The sequence below is a fragment of the Rhizobium sp. SRDI943 genome, assembly GCF_057653695.1.
The window spans coordinates 148,156-166,198 of sequence record NZ_JBYGKN010000004.1; the positions used below are offsets into that span (position 1 = coordinate 148,156).

An 18,043-nucleotide genomic window follows, 5' to 3' on the forward strand; every position below is an offset into this window, starting at 1 on the left:
ACCAACGCGAGAGGTTGATCGACACCGGTCATACTTCCCAACTGTCGTTGCGATCTCAGCGGCTCATTGATTTCGGAATTTCGGCCGGTTCGCCGCCGGGACGACCCGCTCGAAGAAAAGCAGTTGCTCCTCGCCAGTCATATTTGAGGCTTCAAATATCAGCCTGTCTACCCGCCGAACCGCCCCAGCCTTCTTCGTCAAAGCTGCAATGACCTTGGCTGGTGTCTTTGGTGTCAGCGTCATCGCAAGGGCTTTAGGCCCCGCCTCGAGTTTGGCGATGCCAAGCCGTCCCGCTGCAAGCTGCAGTCGGGTTGTCCGCAAAAGCAGGAGTACATCCTGCGGCAGTTCGCCAAACCTGTCCTCGAACTCCTCTTCGAGGTCGTCCATCTCGCTCAGTGTGGATGCCCTCAAAAGCTTGGCGTAGAGATTGAGCCTCACCGCCGGATCCGACACATAGTCCGACGGTATAGTGCCCGCCACACCGAGGTTCACGATGGCACGCAGCGGAGTACCCGCTGGTTGTTTGCGCAATCTCGCGACGGCACCTGCAAGCAGCTTCTGGTACAGGCCGATGCCAATAACCTTCATGTGCCCGGCCTGGTCCTCGCCAGCAATGTCGCCCCCGCCGCGCAAGTCGAGATCTCGAAGGCTGATTGAAAGGCCGGCGCCCAGGCGGTCGTTCTCGACGAGGGTCGAAAGCCGCAAGCGCGTTTCATCGGAGAGCTCGGCGTTTTCTGTCAGAAGAGTGGCGATGCCCTGAGCTCCGCCGCGCCCGACACGCCCGCGCAACTGATGGAGCTGTGCCAGCCCGAACCGGTCAGCCTGCCATACGAACATGGTATTGGCGCGCGGCACGTCGAGGCCGTTTTCGATGATGTTGGTGGCGAGAAGGACGTCGCCGTCGCCTTCCGCAAAGCCAACGATTGCTTCATCGATGGCCGCCGCCGGCATGTCGCCATGCGCGACCTTGACGGAAAGTTCCGGAACGATCTTTCGCAGTATCGTCTTGACGACGTCTATGTCCTCGATACGAGGCACTACAACAAAGCTCTGTCCTCCGCGGCGCTTTTCGCGCATAAGGCCGGTCCGCATTGACGCGTGGTCGAATACCGAAAGCGAGGTACGGACCGGCCGGCGTCTAAAGGGCGGGGTGGTCAAGAGGCTCACTTCGTGCACGCCCACCATCGCCGACTGCAAGGTCCGGGGGATCGGCGTCGCCGACATGGCGAGCGTATGAAGAGACGGTACGAGAGTGTTCATCGCCCGTTTTTCTTTCAACCCGAAACGGTGTTCCTCGTCGACGATTACCAACGCAAGATGGGCAAAGCGGACGTCTTTCGCAAGGATCGCCTGAGTCGTGACAATGACGCCAATCTCGCCAACGGCCAGTGCCGCCTTCACCTTTTTCGCCTCCCTCGGCTTGAGCAGGCGAGACAACATGCCCACCGAGACGCCGGTCCCTGCGAAGCGACGCGTAAACGTGGCAAAGTGCTGACGGGTCAGCACGGTGGTCGGGGCAATAACGACCACTTGCCCGCCGGCAAGTGCTACTGCTGCTGCAGCACGTAGTGCGATTTCGGTCTTGCCAAAGCCAACGTCTCCGCAGACAAGGCGATTCATCGCCCGTCCAGTCGCGAGATCGGAGAGGACTGATCTGATGGTTTCGGCCTGATCATGAGTTTCGGTAAATGGAAAACGCCGCGTGAAGGCGGAAAATCCGGCACGGGGCGGAACGAATGCCTCTGCCCGCGATGCCTGCCTGTGCTTGGCGAGCTTTATGAGATGACGCGCAGTCGACTGGATGTCCGCTGCGATCTTTTCACGCTTGTTCTGCCAAGCAGCGGTGTGAAGGCGGTCGAGTGTGACGGCCTCGGGTTCGGAGCCATAGCGCCACAGCTTTCCAAATTCCTCCATCGGCACGAGCACCGAATCCCCATCGCGGTATTCAAGGCGAGCGGCGTCGCGACAAACGTTCTCGACGGCTATGCTTTCCAGGTCTCTCAGAACCCCAACGCCATGGTCTTCGTGAACAACGACATCGCCGATCCGAAGCTCCGGCTCGACCAGAAGTGTACTGCAATTGGAAGCCGTGCTTATTCCATCGGCTGCGGCGACGACCGCTATCCTTTCTGTCACGTCGATAAACCCCTGGTCCAACTCACAGGCCAGTTTAAGAACAGTTCCGGGCTCGGCCTTCAGGACCGCCTCCCAGGTATCGATGGACTGGGGCGCCGTCCCGGTTGCTTGTCCCAGACGCCGACAAAGGGCTTCCGAGCCGTTGCCTTTCCCGGAAATGACGACCTTCAGCCCATGTCGCAGGCAGTCCTGCATCCAATTAATCAAGGCTGTGCGAGGGTGGGTGTCGGATGCCTCTGTAGGTAGGTCACCGCCTTCTTCCAGATCCAGTTCGCGTGCCGACACGCTGCTGGCCTGCCGCTCCCATTCGGCGCGGTCGAGGTAGAGCGAACGAGAGGAGGGGGCCTCCACCTCGCCGAAATCCTTGCGGGACTGGCGAGCGTCGTCGACGATCTCAAGATAGCGCTCCACCTGGTCGGTCGCACCCGGAGCGAGAACTACGGTGGCGTCGCCCAAGAAATCGAATACGGTTGGCATGTCTTGATAAAGGCGCAGAAGCAAGCGCATCACGGTATCCGAAGTCGGAACAAATTCTTCTGTAATGCCTTCGGTCAGAATAGCTTCGGATGCCGGACCGAATATCACCTTATCGAGATAACTCTCTGTCCGCTGAGACACACGGTCAAAGCCTCTCAATTCCAGAACGCTATCGTCCTTTGAAAGGACGATACGCAGAGGTCCTGGTGCGCCAGCAGGGTAGATGTCAATCACGCCTTCCCGAACTGCGAGCTCGCCGGGATCGTCCGCAACGCCTTCCTCCACATAGCCGGTCCGTTGGATGAAGTCTGAGAATGCGTCGCGATCGAACGCTTTTCCGACGACGAGTTCGAGACGGCTGTTTGCGATGACGGTCGCTGGCGGAATCCGTTGAAGCGTTGCATCGAGCGAGGTCAGAAACAATCGCGGCGCGTCGCTGGGCATGCTCCAGATCCGTAATGCGTCCATCCGCAAACCCATACAGCGCTGCGAAGGCGGCACGCGATCATAGGGCAGGCAGTCCCAAGGCGGCAAAACAATAATCTCGATGTCGGGGAAAAGGGCGCTGACGGCGTCAGCAATTTTGGTAGCCGCGCCTTCGCTCAATGCGACATAGCACAGCGATCGTTCCGAACGTCGTAGCGAGGCAACCAGCCTCGTTGCTACCAAGCCGGGCGGCGGCTTAAAACCTTGCATTTTTTGGGCTGCGGGAGGAGATGCGGATGCCTTTTCATCTCTATACTCAACGATGCTCACAGGAACTGCCATTCTCTCGTCAGTGATATTACCAACGTGTAAGAACGGGGTCTTAATCAGCTTGTTCCACTCAGACAGAGGCAGCCTATCAATCCGAAGGCATCCTCAGCGGTTTCGCCCAGTGCCCTCACGCTGAAATTCTTCGGGCTGAAGGTCGGCGAGGTCTCGGGCGGCAAGTTCGAGGAGAGGATACGCGAACTCGTCGAGGCGGACCCCGATCTGGCGGAAATCATGGAGCCCTTCCTCGCTGGTCGACGCAAGCTGCGCGAAGAGTTCGCCAAACTGGACAAGAAGGTTCTCCAGGAGGCAAAGCATGATGAAGTTTGCAAGCGCCTGATGACGGTGCCAGGGGTCGGGCCGGTTGTCTCCCTCGCCTATGTCTCGACGATCGATATTCCCAGCCGGTTTCGCAATTCGCGGGCGGTGGGAGCCGTACTGGGCCTCACCCCGGTGCTCAACCAGTCCGGCGAAAGCAAGCGGGTCGGTCACGTCTCCCTATGCGGGGATGCCATGATGCGAAAGCTCTTCCGTTCCAAGGCATGCCGACTGTTCGATACCTATCAAGGCGGCCAAGCCTAAAGTGTCCATGCCGAAGACGTAAGCATCAGATCGTAACTAATACACAGGTAACAATCTCGCGCCAGACTCACGCCGGTCCGCACGCCATTTTCCGAGCAAACGCCTCTTTCGAGCTTCGTCGAGACTCCATATTCGAGTACGTTGGCGAAAAAAACGCTCCACCTTTCACCTGCCGGTTTCCTTTTGTTTTCTGCCTGAGCGGAGAGGCTTTGGCTTTGGCGCGCGTGGATCAATTTCTGCGAACAAAGCTGAAACGTTCACCGAAAGAACCCGCGCAAACGCCTCGAGCGTAGCGACGGTGACATTTTCCATGCCTCTCTCGACCCGTCCGACATACGAGCGATCGATCTCAGCCTCGAGAGCCAGTCTTTCCTGAGAGAGACCTTTGGCCACACGAAGTCGTCTGAGATTCCAGCCGATGGTTTGTCGAACGTCCATCCCATAACAAACGCATATTCACGGCTTGACAATCGACGGACTGATAGTCCCTAATTAAAGCTGCAAAGAGGGACGCTCCCATGGAACTACGCCAGCTCTCCTACTTCGTCGCGGTGGCCGAGGAACTGCATTTCGGCCGGGCAGCGGCCAAGGTGCGCATCGCCCAGCCGGCGCTTTCCAATCACGTGCAGGCGCTGGAGCGCGAACTCGGCTGTCCGCTGTTCATCCGCTCGACCAGGCGGGTGGAACTGACCAGGGCAGGGGAGATCTTCCACGAACGCTGCGTCGGGATCCTGAGCGAGGTCGATCTGAGTGCCGAGATCACCAGGGCGGTGGCCGGCAAGACCATCCGTCAGATCAGGATCGGCACCGTCTATCCGGCGACCACCGGCGTGCTGCCGGCGTTTCTGGGAAAGATCGCCCGCAAGTATCCGGATATCCGCATCCATATATCAAGCGGCAACACCGGCGACATCATCCGCGGCCTGGAGAACGGCCAGATCAATCTCGGCTTCATTAGACCGGTGGAAAACATCGGCTCGTTGCGCTTCGCCTCGATCGCCCATGAGCGTTATCTGCTGGCGGTGGCCAGGAGCAACCCACTGGCGGAACAGGCGGAGATTGGCATCGACGATCTGCGCTCGGAGAAGATCATCGCCTTCAATCGCAAGAACCTCTCCTACACAGAGCGGTACTTCAACGAGAAGTTCGAGGAATATGACCTGACCCGCAACATCGCCTATAGCTGCGATGATACCTATTCGCTGGTGTCGCTGGTCTCGGCAGGCCTTGGCATCGGCTTTGCGCCGGAATGGACCGAGGGCCTGCCGAACCGGGACTTCGAACTGAAGGCGGTCAGAGGCATCGACTTCAGGATCGGGCTTGGTGTTGCCTGGAGCAAGGACGACCCAACCGCCTCGCGCGACGACATTGTCGATATCGCCCGCTCACTGGCACGGCCGGGCAGGTGAGGCGAGGGAGCCCACGGGTCCGCCCAAAGCGGAACGGCTTGCCGGGGGCAGTCGGTCCCGGGTTCCGCTCGTTCCCGAGCGGCGCTCCGCTAACCCTCCTGCGGCTGCCCTTTTAACCGGTCAAGCCGTGCGCGAACTGGCGCCGGCGCGGACGCGCCTTCGCCTGGTATGCTCATTGTTTGGAGGAGCGTCCTTGCCGAGGCAGGCAGGGCGTCGACACGAGAATTCGACCGGCCAGGAGCAGCGCATGTCGATCGCTGCCATCGCTAAAACACCGGCTCTCGACGAAGGCAGGATCGGCCTGAGCACTCAATGGGATCTGTCGACCGGTATGTGCAGGAAAGCTCCCGCCTTTTCGGCGGCTGCTCGCAAGTGCTTGTCTCTTGTCCACAGCGTTGCTCGCTGCTCCAGGAGGATCGACGCCAACAAGTGGGCATCCGTGTAGCCAATACCCATGCTGAAAATGCCATGTCGATCGATCATTGTCATGACTTCGTCATGCGTGGCGACGATTGCTTTGCGCTGGGCCGCAAGAAAAGCTAGGACGCTGCGGCAATTCCGCAGGCTGCCAAGAGCCATTTCGCCGATGACGCTCGGGTGCAAAGTAGTCGATCATCTTCGATCACGCAGCGTAGCTCGGCATTCATATGGCGGAAGTGATCAATCCAAATCGAGGTGTCCGCGAGTATCACTTAGACGCCGGGCTCCGGCGGCGCGGAGCTGCCTCGGCGTCGGGCATGGTTCCTCCCAGCGCAATGAGGCGTTTTCCCGATTCCACGCGAACAAGTGTCTCCAACGCTTGGCGGATAAGCGCTGCGGTCTCCTTGGTGCCGGTCAAGGACCTTGCTTTGTCCAAGAGTGTGTCGTCGAGATTGATCGTTGATCGCATCATCCGCCTCCGTGACAGAGCACACAAAGTGGCACCATTTGATGATAAAATCTATGCATGGGAGCAGCCAAGGCGCGCGTCGGCCGTTCGCAGAAGGATGACGTCCTTGCCCTGGTCAATTCCAGTGGTCTCGTCGAGCCGAGGGACAGTGGACAGCCTACATCCCGCGTCAGCGCCTGCACGTGATTGGAACGCGCCGGCTGGGCGTCTGCGCCGTGGTAGCATCCGGTCCTGTTTCAAGGGCGGCGGGAAGCAACTCAATGAGCAGATGCGCTGAGGGCTGCTTTTGCCGTTGCCAGCGAGCTTGGCGCACCGGATCGACCGGCACGCCAGGCTCAAAGGTTCGTTTCACTTATTCAGCGCATCTTTTAAAGCCTTGGCCGGCGTAAACGCCAGCTTCTTGGCCGCGGCGACCTTGATGGTCGCGCCAGTTGCCGGATTGCGCGCCTCGCGCTCCGGCGTTGCTTTCACTTTGAACTTCCCAAATCCTGGCAGCGAGGTTTCGTTACCGTCCATCGCAGCTTGAGTGATCGAGGCAATCACGGCCTCGACGATCGCCTTGCCCTGTGCCTTCGTCAGGCTGTGGTCGCCTGCAATCTTGTCTGCGATTTCATTCGTGGTGGTCATTGTGCTTCTCCGCATCATTGTTCCTGCGGAATCCCTGACAGCGGATTGAGCATCTGTCATTGAGGCACTGCGGCATCGTGTGTTGAATTGCCCGGATTTCCACAGTTTCCGAACGTCGCCAGCCTAGCCCGCCTTATCCGTGCCGCTTCCAGGAAAGGAAGCGCAGCTTCCGTCCACCGCGGACACCTGTTCCTTCTCTGCGCCCGCTTTCCAATTCTGCCCGCGCAACTCTTAGCATCGCAGGAATGAGCGCGTTGATCGAATTAGTCTCGAAGCAAAACTTCTGGCGGCCTATACTATTGCCGATCTCGGAAATCAGCAGTCGCCTTGGCTTTGACGAAGCGACCAATTTGTAAAATTCTTTCGGCGAGAGACAGGTTCAACTCCGCGCATACTTCGCTGAGAGGCTATCCGAAGCGCCGGATCTTTGACCTGTCGGACGCGTTGCATCGAGGCCGCAGGTGTCCATGCTGCCACACTGTCGGGCTGCGCTACGTCTAGCTCTCTGCCTTTAAGGCATGCTTGACGCGGAGGATGGTAATCACAACAGATCCTACAACCACCGGAACAGCGACGAGCATGATCATCGGATCGAAATGGAATCCTGCGTGGTCTGCTGTCTCAAATATAAATTTCAGCAAGCTCAGCAAGTAGTAGCTAATCGCGATCATCGAAAAGCCTTCGACCGCGCGCTGGATCTTGACCTGCGTCGCGGCCCGATCAGCCATCGCCTGGATCTGTGTAGAGTTCTGGAACTCAATCTCGACCTGGATTCGGGTTTGTAGCAGGTCGAGCAGGTGCATCGCAGCCCTTGATAGGTGCTCAAGCCTCAACGCGGTTGCTTCGCAGGTACGCACCGCAGGCTTGAACCGGCGCTCCACGAAGGTACCGAAACGTTGAAAGCCGGGGACATGGGTTTCCCGTAAAAGGGCGATCCTTTCTTCAACGATTTTGGCATAGGCAGCGGTTGCGCCAAACCTGTTTCTGGTTTCCGCGGTGGCTGAAATGATATGCGAGGAGAGAACAGTAATTTCCTCGAGCAATTGTTTGTGCTGATGTGCAGGCGTACTCAAGTTTCGATTGGTCAGCCGAACGAGCTCCGCGTCATATCCGCCCAGAAGCGGGGCAAGACGACGCGCCTCCGGCAATCCGAGCAGCGCCATTGACCTATAGGTTTCGATCTCAAAGATCCGCCGTACCATGCGCCCCAGCCGATGTGCATTCAGGTCCTTGTTGAACAGGATGATCCTGCTTGAATTGTCCCCTCGAACGCGAAAATCGGAGCAAACTTGCGCCGCCCCGCCGCCGATTGATGACGCGGCGGTGTCGCCGAAGTCGAGGGATTTTAGAACCGTTCCCAGCTGGTCTGGAGGGTTTCCGAGGACAAGGATACTCACGTGGCAAACGAGGAGAGGAGAGCTCAACCCTGCTAGCCGCGCAAAATCACCTTCACAAAGGTCAGTTTCCGGCCAATCCTCGGGCTCGCTGGCCAATTTTCGGACCCGCGTGACAGTCACGAACTCAGTGTGCCGTTCCACTCTGACGGAAATTCCACCATCAGCTTGGAGACTATCGTGGAACTCCTTGATCACGCCATCCGACGGCATGAAAGCAAAGTGTTCGACGATCGCCGGACCGGTGAAATAAATCGACGGTCGAGCGTGAAGCTCCGAGTTGAAGTCTGCGGGCTTCTGTTCAAAAGCAGCTGGACGAGACACCTGTGGTGCGGAAGCAGACCCCGTTGGGAAGAATGCTTCCTCTGCGCCCTTTGAATTCATGTCTGTCTTCCCCATTTCCGAAAGCACACCAATCGGCAAGCCTATATGAAGCCAATGCAGTCAACTTGAAAAGCCCTGCGTGAGTGCAAATGATTTGGCGCCCTCGTCGAGGTGCGAGCTGTAGCGGTCGACTTGTGCGGCAAGCCAGGGGCGTTGCTTTCCTGTTAACAGGACTAGACACTCGGTCGGCTGACGCCGAGCGTGCCCCCATGCACACCTCCGAGCTTTTGAACGGACATACGGGAGGTAAGGCCGATAACACCTTCGTCAGGTCCGACGAACCGTTTCCTTGTTAACACGCGTCTTAAGCAACCATTCAGACGACATGCATTGTCATCTTCTAGTCTTTCCAGGCATCCTGCTGGGCAGCTCAAAATGGCCGCAACATTGTGACGCGAGGTGAAGTTATGCTGACCGAACGCGAGGATCAGTTTTACATTGGTGGGAAATGGCAGGAATCTGGGGACGCAAACCGTCTGCCTGTTGTGAATCCCGCGTCGGAACGTGTTGTCGGGCATATTGCTGCGGGCGGTGCTGATCACGTCGATCTCGCGGTTGCTGCTGCGCGCGACGCGTTCCCAGCCTTTTCTCAAACATCGGTGGCTGAACGGCTCGGTCTGCTCGGCAGGATGCATTCTCTCCTGAAAGAAAGAGCAGAGACGTTCGCGGAGGCGCTTGTTATGGAAATGGGGGCGGCGATCAGCTTCGCGCGGGCTTCCCAGGTTCCTTTTGCTTCCGAGCACATCCGTGTCCAGATGGAAACTCTCTAGAAGTACCGCTTCGTAACGATTGATGAGCGTACCGCGACCGCCAAGGAGGCGATCGGGGTTTGTGCGCTGATCACCCCCTGGAACGGGCCACTTTAACTGCGAAAGGCGCTCCCGCGATTGCGGCAGGCTGTACCGTCGTCCTCAAGCCCAGTGAACTATCACCTTAAAGAGGCGCCGGGCTGTTGCCGTTACAGCCGCGCAGCAAAAGCGGCCCTCGTCGCACTGGACAGACAGATCATATGTTTGGCATTCGCGACGGCAGCACGAGCCACGGATATCAGAAGCGCGGGCGCAAGCCGGGTAAAAGGAAGGATTTCATGAGCGATCCGGACTTGATTGCTAAGCGACAGAAAGCTCTGGCTCGTATGGAGGCTGCAGAATGAATGGTGGCGAGCATATCTCAACGCTAAAGCCGAAGGCATCTCATCAGCCCCCGCTCCTCCCTAGCAACCCGGCCTAGCCGGTCGGATCGGGGGCTGATCCGAGGAACAAGTGTCGCGTTTCTAATTGGCTAGAACCGTCGCGGCTCTAACCAGCTTTGACAAGTCGAAATAGTGGGTCCGGCGTTCCGATCCTTTCAAGAGCTGAGAATGAACGCGTAACGACATCATCTTTACGAACTTACCTTGTAAAGATGATGTCGTTACGCTATATGGTCCTTCTAGACAGGAGCTTCCCATGCCGACCTCGCACACAGGCAAAAGCCCGGACGCAAGCGTGGCGCTGAATATGCGCATCAAGCCTTCGACGCGCAACTTGATTGACCGCGCCGCCGAGATGCTAGGCAAGACACGTACAGATTTCATGCTGGAGGCTTCCGAGCGCCGTGCCGAGGAAGTACTACTTGACCGGACGATCTTCACTGTCAGCGCAGAAATCTACGCTGAGTATCTGGCCCGGCTCGATGCGCCAACACAGCCCAATGAGCGTCTTAAACGCACCATGTCGACCAAAGCGCCGTGGGATGAGGTGTGACCTTAAGCGTACCCGCGCCACTTGGTGACCATCACGAGCTAGCCGAATTCCATTCTGGTGTCCCTGAGCTTGACGATTGGCTGCGTCTCCGCGCCCGCGCCAATCAGGCGAGCGGCGCATCACGTACCTTCGTCGTGTGTGAGGCGAACCGCGTCATCGCCTACTACGCCCTCGCTTCCGGCGCGGTAAGGCAATCGGAAGCGCCGGGGCGTTTCCGGCGGAACATGCCTGATCCGATACCAGTCGCCGTGCTTGGACGCCTTGCCATTGATCAAACCTATCAGGGACGTGGTTTCGGCAGGGCGTTAGTGCGCGATGCAGGTCTGCGCTTGATCAATGCCGCCGAGATACTGCGGATTCGCGGCGTTTTGGTCCATGCGATCTCGCATGACGCACGAGCCTTCTACGAAGCGGTTGGTTTCCTGCCTTCCTCGTCCGACCCCATGATGCTGCTAGTCGGGTTGCATGACCTCAACAACGCGTTGACCTCCTTACCAAGCTGATTGCTAAATCGCTGAAACCAAATCACGAACTTCGGCGAAAGTAATGAGGTGCCGAGGGTTCCGATCCGTTCAAGAGCACTAACGGGCGGGGCCTCGGCTCAGTCGCACCGATTTACAACGATTGCTTCGAGTCTTTCTCGCAACACCTGAGCGGGAACTGTAATCTTGGACAGATTTGGCTGGATTAGAGTGATTCAGTTACGGTATCCGTCGGACTGCGAAGCGATTTGCGCGAGCGGGACAGCGAGAGAAGGCACGTCCGCATCTCCTAAAGCAGGACCTTGATGAACGCGGATATGATAGTCGCCTGGGCGGTGGAAAATGGATTCCATGCGATGGATTCCGGGAATTATCGTCGCCATGACAATGCGGGCGTGATCACGATCGAGATAAAGAGGATGCCTCTCGCACTGTCCTCCAGCTCCTGAACCGGATGAGGCTGCACTTTGCCGTTTGTAGAGCGCCCCATTCTAACATTTTGGTGCCGACGCTTGGGAGCCTTTCAAGCGATCATCGCGCGATTGTGGATGCCATCCCACGCCTGCCATTCGCGCATGGTGAAAAAGGTTAGGCGCTTGTGGTAATCCCCGTTGACGATCTCACCAATCGCGCACCTTATCACGCTTTGATAGCGCAACGATACCGGAGCCAGTTCTTGATTGGACAGCCAGCTCCGATTACGAGTCCGATGGCGACTTGCAATAAAAAGGTAGCGATGTCACCAAATGAACCAGCAAAAGCCTAGAGCAACGCTACGAACCGTTGCCCAGCACCTACTTCGGCTTTCTGTTTGCGGCGGTCGTGATCTCCAGCCTGCCGCTGCTCGTCCTCTACCTTCTGTTCAGAAAGCACCTTCAGGCCGGGTTCTCCATGGGTGCGGTCAAGGGCTAGGCTCAGCCCGTGTCGTCACTAATTTGCAAAAGCAGGAGTAACGAACATTCTTTGTGTAGAAATCCTTGGACCGCGTCAGGCGCAGGTCTCCCAACGGCCGGAACCGCAAGCCTCCGGTGATATAGTCAAGATCCAGGTCCTGATCGCGCCCATGTGCACGGAATGGCAATCTTGGCGTTCTGGCAAGCTTTCGTGTGAGCTCGGTCATGAGGCGGTCGGCGTTGTTGTCGATGCCGCACAATCAAAGCGCCTGAAGGTCGGCGACCGCGTCATCGTCATGCCGCATGCCGGCTGTGGCGTCTGCCCGGCTTGCCGCTCGGGGGAACATATCCACTGCGCCTCGCAGCGCGATCTTTTGGACGAGACGGGTTCATCGTCCGGCATCGGCTGTTACGCCGAATTCCTGTTGAAGCCGGATTACCTGTTGCAACTTGTCCCTGACGACATCGAGACGCATCACGCCGCAATGGCGATTTGTGCCCTCGGTCCGAGCTTCACGGCGATGCACCGCATGCACGTAACCGCACAGGATACCATGCTGATTTCCGGCTGCGGCGCCGTCGGCCTTGGGGCGATCATCAATGCGCGAACAATTGGCGCGCGCGTCATCGCGCTCGAATTGAACCCATATCGCGCTGCACTGGCGCAGGAGGTGGGAGCAGAGCTGGTCATCGACCCCCGTGCGCCGGACCTTATCGAGCAGGTGCGGGCCGCAAGCGGCGGTTATGGCGTGGATGGGGCCCTCGACACCAGTAACAATGAGGGCGCTCCCGCAGTGGTCCTGGAGTTGCTGCGGGCGCGGGGGAGGCTTGCCTTCGTCACCTGGAGCGGTTCGCTACCGGTCAACCGCATCACGGGCAAGGGCATCGACATCTTTGGCGCTTGGCACTGGAACCATGACGTCTTCGCCGAAGAGTTGTTGCAGCGCGTGCGCGATGCCAGGCCGCTTCTCGACAGATTGACCACGCATCGTTTCGCCATGTCGGAGGTCGCGTCTGCCTTTGCTCTTCAGGAAACCGGCAATTGCGGAAAGGTGCTGCTCTATCCGGGCAAAATTCCTCAGGCTTGAAGGCCTCAGAGACAAGATGCGGCCGGGGACGCGTTGGCCGCCGCCCGCCAACAGAATCAATTTGGGAGACTATTCATGACGTTCAGACTCGGTGGCTATGGGATCGAATATGGGGGTGATCCCGAAGCCTATGCACGCGCACATGTGGAATTCGGGTACAACGCGGCCTACATGCCGACCATCAAGCTCGAGAACCGCCAAGAAATCGCCGATCTGGTGAAAAGCTTCGCCGCCGCCGATCTCGTCATTGCCGAGGGAGGTGCCTGGAAAAACCTCATTGCCCATGATGATGTGACGCGGAAAGCCAATCTCGAATATGCCGTGCATCAACTGGCTCTGGCGGACGAACTGGGAGCAGGCGCCATCGTCGCCTACCACGGAACCGTTGGCCATCCCGATGACCGGTGGCAGCTGAGCGACAATTACGACTATGGCCCGCATCCAGACAATCAAAGCGAGGCTGGATTCCAGCGCGCGGTCGATACGGCCCGCTATGTCATCGATATGGTGAAGCCCAAGCGCACCAAGTTCTCGTTGGAGATGGTGCCGTGGCTGGTGACCGATACCCCGGAAAACTATCTCAAATTGTTAAAGGCGATCGACCGGCCGCAGTTCGGAGCCCATATTGATGCGGCAAATATGGTCATCTCGCCGCGGCTCTATTTCAATACAGGAAAGATGATCCAAGATTGTTTCGCCCTTCTTGGACCTTGGATCGTTTCGTGCCACGCGAAGGATCTGGTGATGAAAGGCGGACCTGGAACGATCTCTTTCCATTTGGATGAAGTCGTGCCCGGCGAAGGTAATCTCGACTACAAGGCTTATGTCACCGAGATTGCCAAACTCGGGCGCGAAGTTCCGCTCATGCTCGAGCATTTCGATGTGCCCGGCTATCGGCGTGGCCTCGCGCACATCAAGACGGTCGCACGCAGCGCAGGGGTTGTTTAAGAGCGGTGACCAGCTACGAAACTCTTGTGACGATTGGAGGGGCCGTGCGCCCCAGGCGCGTCACCGTTCGTTTATACTCCCGAACGCATCGAGCAGGCACGCTGAACGAGCCGCAGGCGAAACCTTTCAGGTGGAAGGGGTGTTCATCGGATGCGGAATGCCGCGAGCAAATGTCACGGCTTCCTCCTTCAGCCAGTCGGCAAACCGGACCGCGCTTTTCTTCTTGCCAAATGACGGGCCCTCGATCAGGCGATAGGCATAGCCGGGCAGAATGGGTCCCTCAATTCTGCGCAACGTTCCGTCGCGCAGTTTCTCATCGACGAGTACATTGCTCGTCAACAATGGACCCAGGCCACGTTCGGCGGCGTGGAGCGCAAGTGTCTCTTCGCTGAACCAGGATATCTTGAAATCGCCGTCAAGCTCGTGGGGCGTCTCCGCCAGCCACGTTGACCACGTCGGGCAAAGGAATGCGGGGTTCTTCCACTTGTAGGCAAGCAGGGGTCGCTTGCGGTAGTCGTCGATCACGGGCTGCCGCTCGGAGTTCGATATCGATGAGGCGGCCACAGCCAGATAGACGTCCCGCAGAAGTATCATGGGCTTCGCCGCGAGATCGACCGGCCCGTACCGTATGGCGAGATCGATGCTTTCCGCCCGGAGGTCGACCACGTTTTCCGAGGCGTGGACGTTCACGATTACATCGGGAAAAGAGGAATGAAACCGGTCGAGCCTCGGCATGAGCCAGCGCTCGGCAAAAACCTTCGTCATCGAGACGGCGACGACATCGGCTTCTTTTTCTCCGGAAACCTGAGCAAAGGCTTCGGCCAACTGATCAAAGCCGTCACGCAATCTCGGATAAATCGCAGCGCCCGCCTCGGTTAGGACGACAGACCTTCCCGAGCGTTCGAAGAGCTTCTTGTCGATCAATTCTTCCAGTTGCCGGATCTGGTGGCTCACGGCCGTGACCGTGACGAAGAGTTCCTTCGCCGCTGCGGTGAAGCTGCCGTGTCTTGCGGCAGCTTCGAAGGCCCTCAACGAATTCAGCGGGGGAAGTTTTCGCATTCCAGCTCCTCGACGTATGGATCGGCGGGTCTTCATAACACGGCTGCATCTCTTGGAAGGGCGATAGAACTATTCCATCCTTGTTAGAGCCGTTGAAGCCTTGATGCCGGCCGGACGCAACGTCCTGGGCGGTCCTGCTATCTGATATCGATACCCGCATCCATGGAAAGACAAAACCCGCCTGTCCGGCGGAGCGCGCCGTCTTCATCCGATTTTGAAATGCGCCTCGGTCGGGTCCATGTTGTTTACGGGTACCATGTCCTGGGGGCAGGCGGAGAAGACGATGATGAGATCCATCTCCGCCCTGAGGGCGATGTACTCGCCCGGCTTGCTGGCCGGAGGCTGGAATGAAAGGGCACCGTCGGCTTCGACCGGAACGTTCATGAACAGGTTGAGAGGGCTCGGGGTTCCCCCGGCCTTGAGCTGGATTGCCGCAAGCGCATTGTGGAGATTGTCGGTGCAATTGTCGTGATAGCCGTGTGCACCGAGTTGTTCGTATCGGTGAATGTCGCAGGCTGCCATCAACGTATCGTGGATACCGGGGGTCGTATCCTCGACGATGGTGAGAATTGGTTGGCGCCTGTTCGTCTTGAATACATCCCCGGCTTTCGGAAACAAGGTGAGCATCGACGCCCGGCTGTGCTCCATCGACATGAATTCGGTCAGGTCGGTTGCGTTATAGGCCCAAGTATCGACAACCTGGGATCCATGGGTGTTGATGACGGTGACCACGCGACCGGCGGCGACATGTGCGGCGATCCCTTTTCGGGCGGGAATCCGATACACCGAATTCGAATCCAGCTCTGTCTGCTTGTTCATTCCTCGAGACCTTCCGTGTCGTATCGTTGCGGATCAATTGAAGCAGAGTGGCTTAGCGAATTCCAATAATAATAACGGCATTCATTATAGCTAAAACCTATAATGAAATGAACCGGTCACAGGGCGACCGGTTTGGCGTAATAGGGCAGATCGTCGGTCCGCGCCCGATAGCGGCCGGCCTTTTCCAGCTCATCGACATAGGACACAATTTCCTCCAGCGGAGCGAACCAGACATCTTTCGTGGAAAGGGTGTGTTCAAGCCAGCGCTCGACGACGCGCCATCGGGCCAGACGCCCGTCAGGAACGGGTGCCAGATGCCCATCCAGAATCCACCAGCCTCGTATTGCGCATCGAACTCCTCGAAGGAGGCCGCGAGACCTTCCGTCGGCGACTTTACGGGCATCATGTAGCCGATCTCCGCGAAATGCGCGAAGGGAGGCCAATCGTCCGAGCCCCAGTGCGGCGGCACCTCGAAAAGCGCGCCTCCCGCGGTTTTCATTCTGTAGGGAATGTCGTCCGCCATCAGGGATGAATCGTAGGTGAAGCCGTGTTCGATCAGGAGGTCGATCGTCGACTGAGTCGCGTTGTAGACGGGCGCTCTGTATCCCCGCGGTCTGCGTCCCGTCATCCTGACATGCACGTCGAGCGCCTTTTCGAACCAGTGGCGCTGTTCCGGCGGCGAAATCTCGCTCGGGTCCTCGTGGATGTATCCGTGATGGCCGATCTCGTGGCCGCCCGCCAAGATGGCATCAACGATGTCGGGATACTGGTTCATCGTCCAGGCCGGGATGAAGAAGGACTGCTTCAGACCAAGGCGCCTGTAGGTCTCCAGAATGCGCGGGACGGCAACCTGATCGTACCTGCCCATGGTGATCGGGTACAAACGGTCGAAACTGTCTTTTGGTTTCGCGATATGGATGAGACTGTCCGCGTCGATGTCGAAGGAGATCGAGCAGGCGCATCGTGCTCCGTTTGGCCAGGGGATCGGGTTCTGGATCATGGTTATTTTCCTTGTGATCTGAGAATATGGTCGATGCGGACCGCCGATCGAAGCAGGCGGCCATCGTGGCCATTCGGTGCTGAGAACAGAGCCGAGGTATTGCCGCCGGAACCGTCAGTGCCGGTCGGGATCGCGAAGCCCGGCATGTCGAGAAAGCTTCCGATCATCGTCAGCGACAGGGTTTCCAGGTTGACCCGCGAGAACACGTCGTCGTCTTCCACATCGAGAAGGTGCGGAGCCGCATGTTTGACCGTGGGGATGACAAGTATCCGGCCTCTGAGTGCCTGTGCCGCGTCGAGCATGAGTTGTCGCCGCTCGCGGTAAAGCGTGGTGACCTGCTCCTGAGAAAACCCTGATGATGCGAGGAGCCGCGAACGGACCCTACGGTCCAGGATGATACCGTTCTTGCTTGTCACGACGTCCTTCAGAAAAATCCACGCCTCATGGGAACCCAACCAGCCGCTTGTGGCGATGAGGTCGCGCACCCGTGAAATGACATCGACGCGGCCGGAGGTCACTCTGGCACCGGCCCGCGCAACCGCTGCCAGCGCGATTTCCAGATTTTTCCTGACGTCGGGCTGGACATCCAGTTCATTGAGGATCGCGCTATCGATCACGAGATCGAGTTGGTCCGTCGGGAGGGGGCGGACAGGCTCCGGGGCGATCCCGCGCATGGCCTGATCGATCAGCAGGCAATCCGAAGCGGAGCGCGCGATGGGGCCAAGCGTATCGAAGGAGCTGGCAAGCGGATGGACGCCCCGCATGGGATATCGACCCGTGGAGGGCCGAAATCCGTGCAAGCCGTTGAAAGCGGCGGGAACGCGAATGGACCCGGCCGTATCGGAGCCGATAGCGGCGAGGACGACGCCCCGCTCGACCGCGATCGCCGAGCCTGAAGACGACCCGCCCGGGACGCGCTGTTCCGGGGCATAGCCGGGAATCGGAGTTCCAAAATGGGGGTTGATGCCAAGGCCGGAGAACGCAAACTCGCTGAGGTTTGTTTTTCCGATCGATATGAGCCCCACACCGTGGATCGAGGAGACAACCTCGGCATCCTCTCGGGCCGGTGCCAGATTTCTGCGGATCTCCGATCCTGCGGTCGTCACGGTTCCGGCAATGTCGAGGAGATCCTTGACCGCAATCGGAACACCGTCGAAGGCACTCAGCGGCTTGCCCTCCCGGTGGCGACGATCCGACGCTTCGGCCCGAACCAAAGCCTGATCGGCCTGGATGGATATGAAGGCATGGGGCGCGGAGACGGCCCGCGACAATGCCTCATCCACAAGCTGCATCGATGTTGTTCGACCGGTGGCAAGGGCCAGCGCGACTTCGGAAAGGCTTTGCATTTGGAGTTCTTT

14 protein-coding genes and 6 pseudogenes are annotated in these 18,043 nt (G+C 58.4%); 9 read left to right on the plus strand and 11 right to left on the minus strand.

The window, feature by feature from the left end:
• Positions 1-63 precede the first annotated feature (63 nt).
• A complete protein-coding gene (locus AC245Y_RS33820; RefSeq protein WP_245274074.1) occupies positions 64-3,369 on the minus strand; it encodes a DEAD/DEAH box helicase in 3,306 nt (1,101 codons plus the stop codon).
• Positions 3,370-3,501: 132 nt separating this feature from the next.
• Between AC245Y_RS33820 and AC245Y_RS33825 the strand changes: the two are divergent.
• A pseudogene (locus tag AC245Y_RS33825) lies at positions 3,502-3,909 on the plus strand (transposase); the annotation flags it as partial.
• Between the two features lie 204 nt (positions 3,910-4,113).
• On the opposite strand, the gene AC245Y_RS33830 reads toward AC245Y_RS33825, so the two are convergent.
• Entirely contained in the window at positions 4,114-4,386 is a 273-nt protein-coding gene (locus AC245Y_RS33830) for a helix-turn-helix domain-containing protein (protein WP_003555113.1), read from the minus strand.
• A gap of 80 nt (positions 4,387-4,466) precedes the next feature.
• Here AC245Y_RS33830 and AC245Y_RS33835 point away from each other — a divergent pair, with 80 nt between their 5' ends.
• Complete coding sequence (locus tag AC245Y_RS33835) at positions 4,467-5,357, plus strand: LysR family transcriptional regulator (protein ID WP_017997344.1); 891 nt, start codon at positions 4,467-4,469, stop codon at positions 5,355-5,357.
• Between the two features lie 309 nt (positions 5,358-5,666).
• Here the strand turns inward: AC245Y_RS33835 and AC245Y_RS33840 are convergent.
• The 5 genes and pseudogenes from AC245Y_RS33840 to AC245Y_RS33860 all read right to left on the minus strand — a co-directional run bounded on the left by AC245Y_RS33840 (position 5,667) and on the right by AC245Y_RS33860 (position 8,651).
• Positions 5,667-6,049 (minus strand): annotated as a pseudogene (locus tag AC245Y_RS33840) (type II toxin-antitoxin system VapC family toxin).
• Positions 6,046-6,246 (minus strand): type II toxin-antitoxin system VapB family antitoxin, encoded by a 201-nt coding sequence (locus AC245Y_RS33845; RefSeq protein ID WP_012760413.1) that lies wholly within the window; start codon positions 6,244-6,246, stop codon positions 6,046-6,048. Before AC245Y_RS33845 ends, AC245Y_RS33840 begins: the two are co-directional and overlap by 4 nt.
• Before the next feature lie 107 nt (positions 6,247-6,353).
• A pseudogene (locus tag AC245Y_RS33850) lies at positions 6,354-6,452 on the minus strand (LysR family transcriptional regulator); the annotation flags it as partial.
• A gap of 142 nt (positions 6,453-6,594) precedes the next feature.
• Positions 6,595-6,873 (minus strand): HU family DNA-binding protein, encoded by a 279-nt coding sequence (locus AC245Y_RS33855; RefSeq protein ID WP_012760412.1) that lies wholly within the window; start codon positions 6,871-6,873, stop codon positions 6,595-6,597.
• Between the two features lie 497 nt (positions 6,874-7,370).
• The gene (locus AC245Y_RS33860) at positions 7,371-8,651 is read right to left on the minus strand and encodes a DUF3422 domain-containing protein (protein WP_012760411.1); all 1,281 of its coding nucleotides are present in this window, start codon (positions 8,649-8,651) and stop codon (positions 7,371-7,373) included.
• A 407-nt stretch (positions 8,652-9,058) separates the two neighbouring features.
• Here AC245Y_RS33860 and AC245Y_RS33865 point away from each other — a divergent pair.
• The 7 genes and pseudogenes from AC245Y_RS33865 to AC245Y_RS33895 all read left to right on the plus strand — a co-directional run.
• Positions 9,059-9,585, plus strand: a pseudogene (locus AC245Y_RS33865) (aldehyde dehydrogenase family protein); the annotation flags it as partial.
• Positions 9,586-9,612: 27 nt separating this feature from the next.
• Positions 9,613-9,804: pseudogene (locus tag AC245Y_RS33870) on the plus strand (ISNCY family transposase); the annotation flags it as partial.
• A 295-nt stretch (positions 9,805-10,099) separates the two neighbouring features.
• Positions 10,100-10,396, plus strand: a complete 297-nt coding sequence (locus tag AC245Y_RS33875; protein WP_017997340.1) for a type II toxin-antitoxin system TacA family antitoxin — start codon at positions 10,100-10,102, stop codon at positions 10,394-10,396.
• Positions 10,393-10,899 (plus strand): GNAT family N-acetyltransferase, encoded by a 507-nt coding sequence (locus AC245Y_RS33880; RefSeq protein WP_017997339.1) that lies wholly within the window; start codon positions 10,393-10,395, stop codon positions 10,897-10,899. The genes AC245Y_RS33875 and AC245Y_RS33880 overlap by 4 nt, the downstream gene beginning before the upstream one ends.
• A 762-nt stretch (positions 10,900-11,661) precedes the next feature.
• Complete coding sequence (locus AC245Y_RS33885; protein ID WP_017997338.1) at positions 11,662-11,790, plus strand: hypothetical protein; 129 nt, start codon at positions 11,662-11,664, stop codon at positions 11,788-11,790.
• A 151-nt stretch (positions 11,791-11,941) separates the two neighbouring features.
• Positions 11,942-12,859 (plus strand): zinc-dependent alcohol dehydrogenase, encoded by a 918-nt coding sequence (locus AC245Y_RS33890; RefSeq protein WP_017997337.1) that lies wholly within the window; start codon positions 11,942-11,944, stop codon positions 12,857-12,859.
• Between the two features lie 75 nt (positions 12,860-12,934).
• Positions 12,935-13,807, plus strand: coding sequence for a sugar phosphate isomerase/epimerase family protein (locus tag AC245Y_RS33895; RefSeq protein ID WP_012760408.1), 873 nt, complete (start codon positions 12,935-12,937; stop codon positions 13,805-13,807).
• A gap of 126 nt (positions 13,808-13,933) precedes the next feature.
• Here AC245Y_RS33895 and AC245Y_RS33900 read toward each other — a convergent pair whose 3' ends face one another.
• The 4 genes and pseudogenes from AC245Y_RS33900 to AC245Y_RS33915 form a co-directional block, all read right to left on the minus strand.
• Positions 13,934-14,902, minus strand: coding sequence for a LysR family transcriptional regulator (locus AC245Y_RS33900; protein WP_487762882.1), 969 nt, complete (start codon positions 14,900-14,902; stop codon positions 13,934-13,936).
• A gap of 168 nt (positions 14,903-15,070) precedes the next feature.
• Complete coding sequence (locus AC245Y_RS33905; protein WP_003555093.1) at positions 15,071-15,685, minus strand: DUF1989 domain-containing protein; 615 nt, start codon at positions 15,683-15,685, stop codon at positions 15,071-15,073.
• A gap of 116 nt (positions 15,686-15,801) precedes the next feature.
• Positions 15,802-16,685: pseudogene (locus AC245Y_RS33910) on the minus strand (polysaccharide deacetylase family protein).
• Positions 16,686-16,687: 2 nt separating this feature from the next.
• Complete coding sequence (locus AC245Y_RS33915; RefSeq protein ID WP_017997335.1) at positions 16,688-18,031, minus strand: amidase family protein; 1,344 nt, start codon at positions 18,029-18,031, stop codon at positions 16,688-16,690.
• Positions 18,032-18,043 lie beyond the last annotated feature (12 nt).